Source organism: Micromonospora sp. NPDC049559, assembly GCF_040676675.1.
Taxonomy (GTDB): domain Bacteria; phylum Actinomycetota; class Actinomycetes; order Mycobacteriales; family Micromonosporaceae; genus JBFAPK01.
The window spans coordinates 57211-71158 of the sequence record NZ_JBFAPK010000004.1 but is presented as its reverse complement, the minus strand read 5'-3'; the positions used below and the strand labels follow the sequence as shown (position 1 = coordinate 71158).

Sequence of the window (13948 nt, the reverse complement as noted above, 5' to 3'; positions counted from 1 at the left end):
CGGGGGCATGAACGGACGGTCAAAACCTGTCTCTCCAGGCACCCTCGGGTTCATGGTCGAGAGACGTCCCCTCTCGACGGCGCGGGAAATTTCCGGAAACATGTCGGAAGTAGCGGCAGCCGTCCACCGTCGACAGAAGGTCGGTGGATCACGGGGATGCCGGAGAGACTGAACGAGGAGGCTGCCCGTGAGCAGCAACGGCAACGCCGCGCAGGCTGGCCGGTCCACGACGGCGACGCCGCTGCCGCCCTGGCAGGACCCCGCCCGGCCGGTCGACGAGCGGGTCGACGACCTGCTCGCCCGGCTCACCCTGGAGGAGAAGGCCGCCCAGCTCTACAGTTTCTGGCTCGGCGCCTCGGTGACCAGCGAGGACATGGCCCCGCACCAGCACGACTTCACCGAGGAGACGCCGGAGTGGAGCGAGCTGATCCGCTTCGGTCTCGGCCAGCTCACCCGGCCGTTCGGTACCGCGCCGGTCGACCCGGCGCTCGGCGCGCAGGCCCTGGCCCGCCTGCAGGGCGAGATCGTCGCGGCGAACCGCTTCGGCATCCCGGCCGTCGTCCACGAGGAGTGCCTCACCGGCCTCATGAGCTGGGGCGCCACCGTCTACCCGACGCCCCTGGCCTGGGGCGCCAGCTTCGACCCGGAGCTGGTGGAACGGATGGCCGCGCAGATCGGCGACACGCTGCGCCGGCTCGGCGTGCACCAGGGACTGGCACCGGTGCTGGACGTCACCCGAGATCCCCGCTGGGGTCGTACCGAGGAGACCATCGGCGAGGACCCGTACCTGGTGGCGACCGTCGGCACCGCGTACGTGCGCGGGCTGCAGGCCGGCGGCGTCGTCGCCACCCTCAAGCACTTCGCCGGCTACTCCGCGTCCCGGGCCGGCCGCAACTTCGGCCCGGTCGCGGTGGGCCGGCGCGAGTTCGCCGACGTGCTGCTGCTGCCGTTCGAGATGGCGATCCGCGACGGCGGGGCCCGCTCGGTCATGCACGCCTACACCGAGGTCGACGGCGTACCGGCCGCCGCCGACCCGGTGCTCCTCACCGAGCTGCTGCGCGAACGGTGGGGCTTCACCGGCACCGTGGTGGCCGACTACTTCGGCGTCTCGTTCCTGGAGACCCTGCACCACGTCGCCTCGGGTCCGGCCGAGGCCGCCGGGCTGGCGCTGGCCGCCGGGGTCGACGTCGAGCTGCCGGCCGTACGCTGCTACGGCGCGCCGCTCGTCGACGCGGTTCGCGGGGGCGCCGTACCGGAGCGGCTGGTCGACCGCGCCGCCGCCCGGGTGCTGCGGCAGAAGTGCGAACTCGGCCTGCTCGACCCGGACTGGTCGCCGCTGCCGACGGAGACCGCACCGGGGACCGGGGCCGGCGGCAACGGTGCCGGGCCCGGACCCGGCCAGGACTTCGCCGCCGCGGAGGGCACGATCGACCTGGACCCGCCCGCCGCGCGGGCGGTGGCCCGGGAACTGGCCGAGGAGTCGGTGGTGCTCCTGGCCAACACCGGCGCGCTGCCGCTGCCGCCACGCTCGCGCATCGCGCTGGTCGGGCCGCTCGCCGACGACGTCACCGGCATGCTCGGCTGCTACACCTTCCCGAGCCACGTCGGCCGGCAGCACCCGCAGGTACCCGACGGCGTCGAGATCCCCACACCGCTGGCGGCGCTGCGGGCCGAACTGCCCCAGGCGACCGTCGTCCACTCCCCCGGCGGCTCCGTGGACCGCTCGGAGCCCGCCGCGCTCGCCGCCGCGGTGGCCGCCGCGCAGGGGGCCGAGGTCTGCGTCGCGGTCCTCGGCGACCGGGCCGGGCTGTTCGGCCACGGCACCTCCGGCGAGGGCTCCGACACGGCCGACCTGAGCCTCCCCGGCGACCAGGCGCGGCTGCTGGAGGCGCTGCTCGACACCGGTACGCCGGTGGTGCTGGTGCTGCTCAGCGGCCGGCCGTACGCGCTGGGCCGGTTTGCCGACCGGCTCGCCGCGGCCGTGCAGGCGTTCTTCCCCGGCGAAGAGGGGGCCGCCGCCGTCGCCGGGGTGCTCGCCGGCCGGGTCAACCCCTCGGGGCGGCTGCCCGTGGCCGTGCCGCGCGATCCCGGCGGCCAGCCCTCCGGCTACCTCGCCCCGCACCTGGCCGGGCGCACCGCGGTCAGCAACATCGACCCGACCCCGATCTACGCCTTCGGCCACGGCCTGTCGTACACCTCCTTCGCCTGGGACGGCCCGCTGGTGGACGGCGTGCCCGCGCGCGACGGCGAGGTGGTCGAGCTGGCCACCGACGCGGCGGTGACGGTCTCGCTGACGGTCCGCAACACGGGCGAGCGCGCCGGGGCGGACGTGGTCCAGCTCTACCTGCACGACCCGGTGGCGCAGGTGACCCGCCCGGTCAACCGCCTCACCGGGTACGCCCGGGTCGCGCTGGCCCCCGGCGAGGCCCGGCGGGTCGATTTCCGGGTGCACGCCGACCTCTCCGCCTTCACGGGGCGCGACGGCCACCGGCTGGTCGAGCCCGGCGAGTTGGAGCTGCGGCTCTCCGCCTCCAGCGTGGAGCACCGGCACCGGGTCCGGCTGCGGTTGGTCGGGCCGGAGCGCCGGGTGGGCCACGACCGCCGGCTCACCGCGGAGGTCACCCTCGGCTGACCACCGCCCCGGCGGCGGGTTCCGGTCGCGACCTGGCGGTGCCCCGGCGATACTGGCGGACGAGATGATCCTCGTCGGTACCTCGGGATGGCAGTACCGCGACTGGCGCGACCGGTTCTACCCGGCCGGGCTGCCGCAGCGACGGTGGCTGGAGCACTACGCCGAACGCTTCGCCACCGTCGAGGTGAACAACGCCTTCTACCGGCTCCCCGAACGGGAGACCTTCGCGCAGTGGCGGGAGCGGACCCCGGCGGACTTCTGCGTGGCGGTGAAGATGAGCCGCTACCTCACCCACATCAAGCGGCTGCGCGAACCCGAGGAGCCGGTCGCCCGGTTCCTCGGCCGTGCCGAGGCGCTGGGCGACCGGCTCGGGCCGGTGCTGCTGCAACTGCCGCCGAACCTGCGCGCCGACGTGGCCGCGCTCGACGCGACCCTGGCCCGCTTCCCCGCCGGGGTGCGGGTGGCGGTCGAACCCCGGCACCCGTCCTGGTGGACCGCCCAGACCCGGCGGGTGCTGGAGGCGCGCGGCGCCGCCCTCTGCTGGGCGGACCGCCGGAGCCGGCCGGTCGCGCCGCTGTGGCGCACCGCCGGCTTCGGCTACCTGCGGCTGCACGAGGGACGGGCCGAACCCCGGCCCCGGTACGGCCCGACCGCGCTGGGCTCCTGGCTGACCCGCGTCGCCGCGGTGTACGACGAGCGGGAACCGGTCTACGTCTACTTCAACAACGATCCGGGCGGGGCCGCCGTCGTCGACGCGACGGCCCTGGCCGGGATCGCCCGGCGACGCGGTCTCCCGGTCAGCCGCACGCCCACCGGCGCTACGGCATGATCCGGCTCAGGTCCTTCGGGACGTTGGACTTCACGTCGTCCCACTCGCCCTCGGTCACGTGCCGGCGCAGGGCGTGCAGTACGGTCCGGACCAGGCCCTCGACGCCGCCCTGCACCTCGTACGGGAAGCCCTGCCGCACCTCGTAGAGGAACTCCTCGCGGTTCAGCTTGATCGGTACCAGGCTCGGGTCCCAGCCGTCGAAGTAGACGCCCCGCACCAGCACCGGCAGCTGGGCGGCGAACTCCACGCTCTCCTGCACCGGGAGCCGGTCGCGCAGCAGGTGCAGCACGGTACGCAGGGCGGCGAACGACTGATTCCGTTGGTCCTTGGACCACCCGTACGTCTGCTCGATGTCCTTGAGGATCAGGTTGGTCTTCTCCAACGAGGTCTCGAACGTCGCGTCCGGTTTGCTGGCCACTTGTATCCCCCCGTCCCGTGATCGCGGAACTCCTACCGTCCTCGCCGCCATGGTCCGCCGGCACCGGGTGAACCCCGTTCACCCGCCCGGGATGAACCGCCGTCGGCGGGCGAGCCGTCTCACGCGCCCTGGCCCTGGTTCTGCATCAGGCCGCCGTCCATGTAGTACGTCGATCCGGTGACGTAGTCGGCGTCCCGGCTGGCCAGGAAGACGGCGAGTCGACCGATCTCGGCCGGCTGCGCCGCCCGCCGCATCGGGATGCTCTGCACCTGTTCCTCCAGGTACCCCGGATCGTCGATGGCCCGCTGGTTGAACGGGGTGAGCACCATGCCCGGCCCGATGTTGTTCACGTTGATGCCGAGCGGGGCGAGTTCGAGGGCCAGGCTGTTGGTCAGGTTGCGCAGCGCGCCCTTGCTGGCGTCGTAGTCGCTGCCGCCGGCCCGCGGCACCTCCTGGTGTACGGAGGTCACGTTGATGATCTTCCCGTACCCGCCCATCTCCTTGCGGTGCCGGATGAACCGGCGACAGCAGAAGAACGCCCCGTAGACGTTCACCCGCATCGCCGTGTCCCAGGTCTCGGTCTCCATGTCGGCCACCGGGATGCCGGAGGCGTCCACCCCGGCGTCGTTCATCAGGATGTCCAGCGCGCCGAACTCCGCGAGCGCCGCGTCGAACATCGCCTCCACCTGGCCCTCGTCGGCGATGTCGCCCTGGACCACCACCGCCCGCTGGCCGGCCTGCTCGACCACGTCCCGGGTGTGCGACGCGCCCTCCCCGTCGTGCAGGTAGTGCACCACCACGTCGGCGCCCTCCCGGGCGAACTCGATCGCGGTGGCCTGGCCGATCCCCGAGTCGGAGCCGGTGATCAGGGCCGTCTTGCCGCTCAACCGTCCCGTCGTCATCTGCTGCCCCCTCGCGCGTTGCCGTCGCGGCGGCGCGTACCCGGAGCGGCCCGCGGTATTCCCCGCCCCGGCGCTCACATGGCCCGCGTCGCCCGCGTCGCCCGGGTCAGCCGGCGTCGAGCAGGCGGGCGAGGGTGGCGGCGTTGGTCTGCGCGTAGTCCCGGTAGCAATTGTTCATGATCACGTGGGTGCGCTCGGCCTGCCCGGCCAGTTCGCGCAGCCGGGGCGCCCAGTCGGCCAGTTCCCGGTCCGAGTAGTGGTAACCGAACTTCTCGTGGATGTCGCGGCTGGTCCAGCGCTCGCTGTGGCCGTGGAAGCGCACCACCGCCAGGTCCGCGGTCGCCGCCAGCACCGGCGGTACGGACGAACGATGTCCCTGGGGCATGTCCACGCAGACGTACGGCAACTCGTGCTCGCGCAGGAAGTCCAGCGTCTCGTCGCGGTTGTCACCGGCGAACCAGGAGGCGTGCCGCAGCTCGAAGACGGCGCGCAGCGGCTGGCAGCGCTTCCGCACCTCCAGCAGGTACTGCTTGTTGCTGCGCCGGATGGTGAACCAGGGCGGGAACTGGAAAAGGATCGCCCCGAGCTTGCCCGCCTCGGCGAGCGGCTCCAACGCGGCCAGGAACCGCGTCCAGACCTGCTCGTACGCCCGGGGGTGCAGGTCGCCCGGGTAGACGTTCGCCTTGTCCACCGGCGGGCGCAGGTCCTCGTAGAGCGCCGAGACCTTGGTCGGGTGGCCGGTGAGCAGGCTGAACGCCTTGATGTTGAAGGTGAAGTGGACCGGGGTGCGCTGCACCCAGAGGTCGGCGTTGCGTTCCGACGGCGGCGAGTAGTAGGTGGCGTCCACCTCGACGAGGGGAAACTGCTTGGCGTAGTGGGCGAGCCGCTTCTCGGGCGTGTCCGCGGTACGCGGATACCACCCGGACTCCAGCAGCGTCCGGTCCGTCCAGGAGGCCGTACCGACCGCTATCTCGCCCACGCCGGTGGTCCACTCCTCCGCCGTACCGGCCCGGCCGGCGCCGCCTCGACGGCGGCCTCGGTGCCGGCGCCGGTGGCACCGCCCGCGCCGACGGGCCCGCCGGCGCGGGTCGGCCGCCGGGAGCGCCCGAACGCGCGTCCCGGTCGGCCGGTCACGGGTTCTCCCGGCTCACGCCGCCCGGCGCTCGCGCGACTGCTTGCAGGAGACGCAGGAGGTCGCCGACGGGAAGATCTCCAGCCGCTCCACCGGAATCGGGTCGGCGCACCCCTCGCACCAGCCGTAGGTCCCCTCGTCCAGCCGGGTCAGCGCGTGTTCGAACTGGGCCCGCCGGTCGAGGATGCTGCGCAGCAGCGACTGCGCGGTGTCCCGCTCGGCGGTCTTGGTGCCGCTGTCAGCCTGGTCGTCGCCGGCGGTGTCGCCGACCTCCACCAGCCGCAGGACCTGGCTCTGCGCGACCGCCTGGTCGTACTCGCTGGTCAGCTCGTCGTACCGAGCCCGAAGGGAGAGGCGGATCTTGTCGATGTCCGCCTGAGAACGGCCCTTGCCGACCGATTCGTTGACGACCATTGGCTGCCTGCCTTTCCGGGAGAATGAAGGGCCCGACATCCGGGTGGAGACCCGGTTGACGGCCCGCTGTGAGCCGGGCGAATACCCGCCGGGTGGGCCGGGCAAACCGGTGATTTTCGCGGGATCATCCGGCCTGACCCGATTCCACCAACGCGGGGTGTCGCGGATCGTCCATGCGGACGACCACGTCAGCGAAGGTCGCCGGAGCGACCTCCTCGGCGTACCGTGCGAACGCCGGCAGGGTCCACTGTTCCTCCGCCGGGGTACGGCGGGCCAGCGCCCCTGGGGTGAGCAGAAGATGGACGGCCACGTCGAACGGGAGGCCGCCGCCGAGCAGCAGCGGGCCGCTGACGAGCACGACGCCGCGCGGCGGCAGGGCGAGGTACTCCGCGCGGCTGGCCCGGTCGGTCCGCGCGTTCCAGAGCGTGGGCAGGACGCGGCCGGAGCCGCCGCGACCGGCCGGGTCGAGCACCTCGCGCCGCAGTCCCGCCTCGTCGAGCCAGCCGGCGTAGAAGGCGTCGGGGTTCTGCCGCCCCTGCTCCAGGCGCAGCGACGCGGGGCGCAGGAAGTCCTCGGCGCGGACGCGCAACGCGGGTCGGCCGCGTACCCGCAGCGGGGTCACGAGCGCGTCGGCGAGGCGGTCGGGGCCCGCGGCGGCGGGGCCGTCGACGGCGACCCGCAGCCAGCCGGTGGGGTCGACGGCGGCGAGCCGGTCGGCCAGCTCGTCCACGAGCAGCTCGGGACTGATCGGACGGATCTTCACCCGCCTATCGTGCACCGGAGCCGCGACCGCAGACATGTGCCGCTCACCCGTTACGGTCGATCGTGACGCGGGCGTCGTCGGCGAGCCGGTAGCCGACCCCGTAGACCGTGGTGACCAGCGGGACGTCGGCGCCGAACTTGCCGCGCAGCCGGCGTACGTGCACGTCCACGGTGCGCACCCCGGTGTGTTCGTAGCCCCAGACGGCGGTGAGCAGCTGCAACCGGGTGAAGACCCGGCGGGGGTACGCGACCAGGTGCATGAGCAGGTCGAACTCGAGCCGGGTCAACGGCAGCGGCGCGCCGTCGAGCAGCACCGAGCGGGAGGCCGCCAGGATGTGCACCGTCGGTACGGTGCCGGCGGTCGCGGGGCGCGACGCCGAAGGCGCGGGCGCGACCGGCTCGGCAGCCGCGACCGGTTCGGACGGCGGGGCCTCGGTGCGCGGTCCGGGCGCCGGTTCGGCCGTACGCGGTCGGGGCGCGACCGGTTCGGACGGCGCCCGCTCGGCGCGCGGCTCGGGCGGCGGCGCGTCGGTGCGCCGGTCGGATCCGTTCTCCACGGGCCGGTCCGGCGGCGCCGGCTCGGTGCGGCGCTCGGCGCTCGCCGACACCCCGTTGACCATCCCCTCGCCCCGCTCCAGCAGCTCCAGCGCCGCGTCGAGCAACCGGCGCGCCGGCGGCGTCAGCTCCTCCTCGCCGACGAGCGGGATGGAGAGCGTGACGGTCAGCGACGGGGTGCCGGGGTTCGACGGACGGCGTACGGCCACGGGCGGACGGCCGGGTCCCGCTGATTGGGACAGGTGCCGGCCGGCACGCGACGGGGCGGGGCTGACCGACATGGCCCTCCTTGGGCAGGTTCCAGCGTCTCGATCGCGACGCCGGGACGCCGCTCGCAATGATGGTTCCGGCCGCTCGCGCGGGGGTCAAGGGGAGACCACGTTGCGCGACTGTGACATTTGACAAACACACCGGAATCGATCGCTTGCTCTGAGTACCAGGAATCGCTGGTGGGGCCGGAGCCGGCAGGATGATCGCATGCGCGGAGTGCTGACGGGTTTCGTCGGAATCTGGACAGTCGCCTTGGCCGGTTATCTCATCAGTCGGTACAAGGTGCTCGGTGCGGAGGGCACGGGGGTGCTGGCCCGGCTCGTCTTCTTCGTCGCCACCCCGGCGCTGCTCTTCACCACGCTGGCCCGGTCGTCGCTCGCCGACGTGTTCACCCCGGCGCTCGCCGTCTTCGTGCTGAGCACCGCGATCGTCGCCGCGGTCTACCTCGTGATCGCCCGCTGGGCCTGGCGGCGCCCGGTCGGCGAGGCGACCGTGGGCGCGCTGAGCGCCTCGTACGTCAACGCCGCCAACCTCGGCGTGCCGGTGGCGGCGTACGTGCTGGGCGACGTCTCCTTTGTGGCCCCGGTGCTGCTGTTCCAGGTGCTGGTGGCGGCGCCGCTCGGACTGGCGGTGCTGGACGCGAGCAGCAGCACCGACCGGCGCCCCTCGCCGCGGCGGCTGGCGCTGCTGCCGGCCCGCAACCCGATCATGCTGGGCTGTGCGGCCGGGCTCGCGGTGTCGGTGGCCGGCTGGCGGCCGCCGGTCGAGGTGATGCGCCCGTTCGAGCTGGTCGGCTCGGCCGCGGTGCCGCTGGCGCTGCTGGCGCTCGGGATGTCGCTGCCCGGCAGCCGCGCGCTGGCGGCCGGTCCGCAGGCGCGGGAACGGTACACCGCGGTGGTACTCAAGGTGGTGGCGCAGCCGGCGCTGGCGTACGCGATCGGGCGCTTCGGGCTCGGCCTCGGCGGGCCGGCGCTGCTGGCCGGGGTCGTCACCTCGGCCCTGCCCACCGCGCAGAACGTCTTCGTCTTCGCCACCCGTTACGGGCGGGCCGAGTCGTTGGCGCGGGACGCGGTGGTGCTCTCCACCGTGGCCGGCGGGGTGTCGCTGGCGCTGATCGCCGCCTGGCTCGGCTGAGCCGAACCGCTCACCCCGTGGCTCGACTGAGCCGAACCGCTCGCCGCCTGGCTCGGCTGAGCGGCGCGGTGCCGCCGGTAGTGCCGGGCCGCGCGGGCCCGGTTGCCGCAGGACGCCTTGCAGAACTCCTGCCGCCCGTGCTCCTGCAGGAAGTAGCGGACGCAGCGCGGCGCGGTGCAGGCGCGCAGCCGCTCCCGCAGCGGTCCGGCGAGGAAGTCGACGGCATCGCGGGCCAGCGCGGCGGTGAGGCCGGTCAGCGGGTCCACCGGGGACGGTGCGAGCCGCCGCGCCGGCGGTAGCGCCTCCGGCCAGTCCAGCCACGGGGTGACCGGTTGGGCCGCCGCGGCCGCGTTGATCCGGCGCAGTGCCTCCTCGACCGGGAGCAGCCGGTGCGCGTCTGCCGGGCTCGGCGGCCCGGGGCGCACCGCGCGGGCGAACAGGGCCCGCACCGCCGCGCGCAGCGCGACGACCGCGGCGCGGGCCGCCTCGTCGGCGACGAGGGACCGGGCGTCCACGCCGTCGAGGAGCGCGACCCGCTCGGCGATCCAGGCGTCGAGCCCGGCGACGTCCGACAGGTCGTCGGCGACGCCGCCGTTGCCGTCGTGCCGGATGGTGCCGGCCAGTTCCAGGGCCAGGTACCGCTCCATCGCCCACCCCTCTCGTCCGCGCCGCCCGGGATTCTTCCCGGTCGCCCGTCGCGCCGCCGTACCGCGGGCCCGCCGCGCGGCCGGTCCGACTTGCCTCGGGCCACCCGAACACTCTACCGTACCTAACGGTTAACGAACCAGTTTCCGTTAGAACCGGTAGGCGCACCGTGCCGGAAGCCGACGGACCGAGATCACGGGAGTACGAAGATGCTGCTGCTCGCCCAGATCAGCGACCTGCACCTGGACGGCACCGCGCGGTCCACCGAACGGGTGTCGCGGGTCATGGACCACCTGCGGGCGCTGCCCCGGCCGGTCGACGCCCTGCTGGTCACCGGCGACATCGCCGACCACGGCGACCCGGCCGAGTACCGGGCGGCCGCCGCCCTGCTCGCCGCGCCGTTCCCCGTACTGCCGTGTCCGGGCAACCACGACCGCCGGGCCGCGTACCGCACCGCGCTGCTGGGCGAGCCGGCGGCCGACGGGCCGGTCAACCGGATGCACCGGATCGGCGACACCGCGGTCCTCATGTGCGACTCGACGATCCCGGACAACGACGACGGCCAGCTCGGCGACGAGACGCTCGGCTGGCTGGCCGCGACCCTCGACGCCCTCGGACCGCGGACCCCGGCGCTGGTCGCCTTCCACCACACCCCGGTCGCGGTGCACCATCCGCTGCCGGACCGGTTCCCGCTGACCGACGCGCCCCGCCTCGCCGACCTGCTGGCCGGATACCCGCAGGTGGCCGCCGTGCTGGTGGGGCACGCGCACACCGCGGCGGCGAGCACCTTCGCGGGTCGGCCGCTGCGGGTCGCCCCCGGCGTGACCTGGACGCTGCGGCTGCCGTGGGAGGGCGACGCGCCCGCGGACCGGGAGGCGGCGCCCGGTATCGCCTTCCACGTGCTCGACGACGAGGGAACCCTCACCACCCACTACCGGGCCGTGCACTGAGCCGGGCGGACGGAGGTTCCCATGCATCCCGCCGCCGTCGCGGGCTTCCTGGCCGCGATCCTTCCCCTGATCGTCACCCCGGGCGCCAGCCTCACGCTGCTCACCCAGCGGGTCGGCGCCGACGGGCCCCGCTCGGCCATACCGGTCGTGCTCGGCACCGCCACCGGCCTGTACGTGCACGCCGTGCTCGCCGCGGCCGGCCTCTCCGCGCTGGTCATGCGCTCCAGCGAGGTCTTCGCGGCGGTCCGGTACGCCGGCGCGGCCTACCTGGTCGGGCTCGGCCTCTGGAGCTGGCGGGCCGCCTCGGCCCGGCGCACCGCCGCCCCGGCCCGACGGCGCCGGACGCTGCCCTGGGTGGGTCGCTCCGCGTACCCGCAGGCGTTGCTCGGCAACCTGCTCAACCCGAAGGCGGCGTCGATCTTCCTCACCCTGGTACCGCAGTTCGTGGACCCGCGCCGGCCGCTGGTCGGGCAGGTGCTCGTGCTCGCCACCGCCCAGGTGCTGCTCATCGCCCTCTGGCTGCTGGGCTGGACCGTGGTGATCGGCCGGGCCGCCCGGGTGCTGCGCTCCCGACGGTTCCGGACGGCGCTCGACCGGACCACCGGCACGGTGCTGGTCGCGCTCGGGCTGCGTACCGCGCTGACCTGAACCGGCGCGGCCGGTGCCGGGCGGGCGCTCGCCCCGCCCGACCCGGCCGCTCGGCTTCGTGCGGGTCGACGCCCGCCGGCGGCCGGGTCAGCGCTGCGGGTCGACGCTGACCCGGGCCTCGTCGGCCAGCCGGTAGCCCACGCCGTAGACCGTGGTCACCAGCGGGGTCGACTCCCCCACCTTGGCGCGCAGCCGTCGCACGTGCACGTCGACGGTGCGGGCCACCGCGTGGTGGTAGCCCCAGACGCTGTTGAGCAGCTGCAACCGGGTGAAGACCCGACGCGGGTGCTGGGCGAGGAAGTGCAGCAGGTCGAACTCCAGCCGGGTCAGCGGGATGGTCTCGCCGTCGCGGAGCACCACGCGGGAGCCCGCGAGCACGCGCAGCTCCCCCGGCTGGACCGGGTCGAGGGCGACCGGACGCGCCGGCTCCACGACCGGCGGCGGGGCTCCGGAGCCCGCCACGGTGACCGTACCGTCGCCCCGCTGGACGAGTTCCTCCAGCAGTTCGAGCACCCGGGACGCCTGCGGTGTCAGCGCCTCGCCGCCGAGGGTGAGGTCGATGGTGACGGTCAGCACCGACGGGGAACCGCCCGGTGCCGGGCGGCGGCGCGCCAGCGCCGAACGGACCGTCCCGCCCGGCGGGTAGGTACGAGGCGAGATGGCGACGACCGACATGGGGCCCTCCTAGGGGTGCAACGGATCCCGTACCGGAGCGCCGGTGCCGTCCGGGACGGGATGGTTCAGGGGATCGGTTGCCGGGCGGTTGCCGTCGGCAGGTTCGTCAACTGGGCGAAGACGTCGCTCGGGCCGAAGGCCGGCAGTCCGGCCAGTCGCCAGGCCTCGAAGCCCCCGGCGACGTCGGTGGCCAGGTGCAGGCCGAGGTCCTGCAGGGCCGCGGCGGCCAGCGAGGAGGTGTAGCCCTCCTGGCAGTAGATGATCACCGGCAGGTCGTACCGGTCGGCGATCGGCAGGCGCGCCCCGCTGCGCGGGTCGAAGCGCCACTCGAGCACGTTGCGCTCGACGATCAGCGCGCCCGGGATCCAGCCGTGCGCGGCCCGCTGGGCGGCGGGGCGGATGTCGACCAGCACGGCGCCCGCCCGGTACGCCAGGTGCGCGGCCTCGGGATCGAGCCGGCGCAACCGCGCCCGGGCCTCGGCGAGGATCTGGTCGATGCCGCGCGATCCGGCGGGCGGCGTCGCGCCGGAACACTCGGTCTGCTGCATCGGGTCTCCCTTCCCCGGCTGGCTCATCGAGTTCCCCTTCCCCGGGTGCCGCATCGGGCTGCCCCGCCGTTCGTGCCCGTCGTCGTCGCGCCGCTCACCAGGCCACCCCCGCCTCGGCCACCTCGGCGACCCGCAGGCGCCCGCCGTCGAAGTCGTAGCGGGTCATCCGCAGCAGCGCGGGAGAGTAGGCGTGGACGCTGACCGCCGGCTGGTCGCCGCGGTTGGTGACCCGGTGCACGTACCGGGGGCCGAAGCGCCGGCCCTGGCCGACCGCCAGGGTGGCGGGACGCAGTTCGGCGCCGACCGGGATCTCCTCGGTGAGCGCACCGGCGACCACCACGAACGCGCCGGAGGAGCCGCCGTGGTCGTGCAGGTCGGTGCCCTGGCCCGGAAGCCAGGTCAGCAACCACACCTCGTGCTCGTCGCCGCCGGCGAGGCGGCGGTACCACCGTTCGACCGGGTCGAATCGGACGGGCTCCGGCCAGGATGCCGGATCTGCGGCGTACCGGCGGGCGACCGCGAGCAGGTCGGTCCGCCTCCGGGATAGGGAAACCATCGTCAGTCCTCGTCACTGAGTGGGACAACCACGGGACAGACTAGCCGATAAAACCTACCGGGTTTATAGGTTTTCCCGGAACCTGGGAGGCAATCTCGGTCACTTTTCGTGAGCGCGACCGCCCGAGGGCCGCCACCGGCGGCGCCGGCTCAGCGCGAAACCGGCTCCCAGACGGAGCCGTCGTGTGCGAAGAGTACTCGGGCCGGGTCGAGGTCGAGAATCTGGGACAGCCACGGCGGTACGGGCGGCAGCGGCGCGGCGACCCCCTCGGCGGCGGCCCGCCGGGCGAGGACGTCGGCCGCGAAGATCGACGCGGTGTCCCGGGCCTGCCCGGCCAGCAGCACCGTACCGTCGGGCTGGCGCACCGCCAGCGACTGGTGGCCGGCGCTGTGCCCGGCGGTCGGCAGGACCAGGACCCCGGGCCAGAGCTCCGCCGCGCCGTCGAGCTGCTCGTACCGCGCCGACGGGAAGTCGACCAGCTCCGGGAAGATGTAGTCCGCGCCCCGGGCCGTCGCCAGCTCCCGCCGCTGCACCACGATCGGCGTCCCGGCGAAGCGGGGGTTCTCGCCACAGTGGTCGAAGTGCAGGTGACAGTTGACCACCAGCGCGATCTCCTCGGCGCGTACGCCCGCGGCGGCGAGCGCCTCGGCCAGCGGCCGGCGCCGCGGCCGGTAGTGCGCCTCGGTCTCCGGGTCGGCCGCGCCGATGCCGGTGTCGAAGAGGAGCAGCCCCTCGTCGCGGCGGACCAGGTAGCCGTAGACCGGCTCGACCCGGGGGTGCTCACCGCCGGTCTCGCTCGCCGGGCGGACGAAGTACCCCAGGTCCAGTCGGCGGATCTCCGCCCCGCTGCGCGTCATCCGATCATCCTGACCGCCCCG

At 74.2% G+C, this 13948-nt stretch carries 16 protein-coding genes; 5 read left to right on the top strand and 11 right to left on the bottom strand.

The genetic code is table 11. The features are described 5' to 3' along the window. The first annotated feature begins 187 nt into the window (after positions 1–187). Together AB0J86_RS07590 and AB0J86_RS07585 are read left to right on the top strand one after the other, a co-directional pair. Complete coding sequence (locus AB0J86_RS07590; protein WP_363854072.1) at positions 188–2632, top strand: glycoside hydrolase family 3 N-terminal domain-containing protein; 2445 nt, start codon at positions 188–190, stop codon at positions 2630–2632. 64 nt (positions 2633–2696) lie between these two features. Then, positions 2697–3461 (top strand): DUF72 domain-containing protein, encoded by a 765-nt coding sequence (locus tag AB0J86_RS07585; RefSeq protein WP_363854069.1) that lies wholly within the window; start codon positions 2697–2699, stop codon positions 3459–3461. Here the strand turns inward: AB0J86_RS07585 and AB0J86_RS07580 are convergent. The 6 genes from AB0J86_RS07580 to AB0J86_RS07555 form a co-directional block, all read right to left on the bottom strand. After that, on the bottom strand, positions 3451–3879 hold the full coding sequence (locus tag AB0J86_RS07580; RefSeq protein ID WP_363854066.1) for a DUF2267 domain-containing protein: 429 nt from the start codon (positions 3877–3879) through the stop codon (positions 3451–3453). The two genes, AB0J86_RS07585 and AB0J86_RS07580, sit on opposite strands and share 11 nt — an antisense overlap. A gap of 119 nt (positions 3880–3998) precedes the next feature. After that, the gene (locus AB0J86_RS07575) at positions 3999–4781 is read right to left on the bottom strand and encodes a glucose 1-dehydrogenase (protein WP_363854063.1); all 783 of its coding nucleotides are present in this window, start codon (positions 4779–4781) and stop codon (positions 3999–4001) included. Positions 4782–4887: 106 nt separating this feature from the next. Further along, positions 4888–5760 carry a DUF72 domain-containing protein gene (locus tag AB0J86_RS07570; protein ID WP_363854060.1) on the bottom strand — a complete coding sequence of 291 codons (873 nt, stop codon included), beginning with the start codon at positions 5758–5760 and terminating at the stop codon, positions 4888–4890. A 168-nt stretch (positions 5761–5928) separates the two neighbouring features. Next, complete coding sequence (locus AB0J86_RS07565) at positions 5929–6327, bottom strand: TraR/DksA C4-type zinc finger protein (protein WP_363854057.1); 399 nt, start codon at positions 6325–6327, stop codon at positions 5929–5931. 124 nt (positions 6328–6451) lie between these two features. Beyond that, positions 6452–7090, bottom strand: coding sequence for a uridine kinase (locus AB0J86_RS07560; protein WP_363854056.1), 639 nt, complete (start codon positions 7088–7090; stop codon positions 6452–6454). A 43-nt stretch (positions 7091–7133) separates the two neighbouring features. Continuing rightward, the gene (locus tag AB0J86_RS07555; protein ID WP_363854053.1) at positions 7134–7853 is read right to left on the bottom strand and encodes a winged helix-turn-helix domain-containing protein; all 720 of its coding nucleotides are present in this window, start codon (positions 7851–7853) and stop codon (positions 7134–7136) included. Between the two features lie 268 nt (positions 7854–8121). On the opposite strand from AB0J86_RS07555, the gene AB0J86_RS07550 reads away from it, so the two are divergent. Further along, entirely contained in the window at positions 8122–9048 is a 927-nt protein-coding gene (locus AB0J86_RS07550) for an AEC family transporter (RefSeq protein WP_363854050.1), read from the top strand. Here the strand turns inward: AB0J86_RS07550 and AB0J86_RS07545 are convergent. Beyond that, on the bottom strand, positions 8952–9695 hold the full coding sequence (locus tag AB0J86_RS07545; RefSeq protein WP_363854048.1) for an ABATE domain-containing protein: 744 nt from the start codon (positions 9693–9695) through the stop codon (positions 8952–8954). The genes AB0J86_RS07550 and AB0J86_RS07545 overlap by 97 nt on opposite strands. 207 nt (positions 9696–9902) lie before the next feature. Here AB0J86_RS07545 and AB0J86_RS07540 point away from each other — a divergent pair, with 207 nt between their 5' ends. Further along, entirely contained in the window at positions 9903–10643 is a 741-nt protein-coding gene (locus tag AB0J86_RS07540; RefSeq protein WP_363854045.1) for a metallophosphoesterase, read from the top strand. Between the two features lie 21 nt (positions 10644–10664). Beyond that, complete coding sequence (locus AB0J86_RS07535; protein WP_363854042.1) at positions 10665–11291, top strand: LysE family translocator; 627 nt, start codon at positions 10665–10667, stop codon at positions 11289–11291. 87 nt (positions 11292–11378) lie between these two features. On the opposite strand, the gene AB0J86_RS07530 is transcribed toward AB0J86_RS07535, so the two are convergent. The 4 genes from AB0J86_RS07530 to AB0J86_RS07515 all read right to left on the bottom strand — a co-directional run bounded on the left by AB0J86_RS07530 (position 11379) and on the right by AB0J86_RS07515 (position 13927). Continuing rightward, positions 11379–11966 (bottom strand): winged helix-turn-helix domain-containing protein, encoded by a 588-nt coding sequence (locus AB0J86_RS07530; RefSeq protein WP_363854041.1) that lies wholly within the window; start codon positions 11964–11966, stop codon positions 11379–11381. A gap of 65 nt (positions 11967–12031) precedes the next feature. After that, positions 12032–12514 carry a rhodanese-like domain-containing protein gene (locus AB0J86_RS07525; RefSeq protein ID WP_363854038.1) on the bottom strand — a complete coding sequence of 161 codons (483 nt, stop codon included), beginning with the start codon at positions 12512–12514 and terminating at the stop codon, positions 12032–12034. Positions 12515–12608: 94 nt separating this feature from the next. Further along, a complete protein-coding gene (locus AB0J86_RS07520) occupies positions 12609–13070 on the bottom strand; it encodes a cysteine dioxygenase family protein (protein WP_363854036.1) in 462 nt (153 codons plus the stop codon). Positions 13071–13219: 149 nt separating this feature from the next. Next, a complete protein-coding gene (locus tag AB0J86_RS07515; RefSeq protein WP_363854034.1) occupies positions 13220–13927 on the bottom strand; it encodes an N-acyl homoserine lactonase family protein in 708 nt (235 codons plus the stop codon). Positions 13928–13948 lie beyond the last annotated feature (21 nt).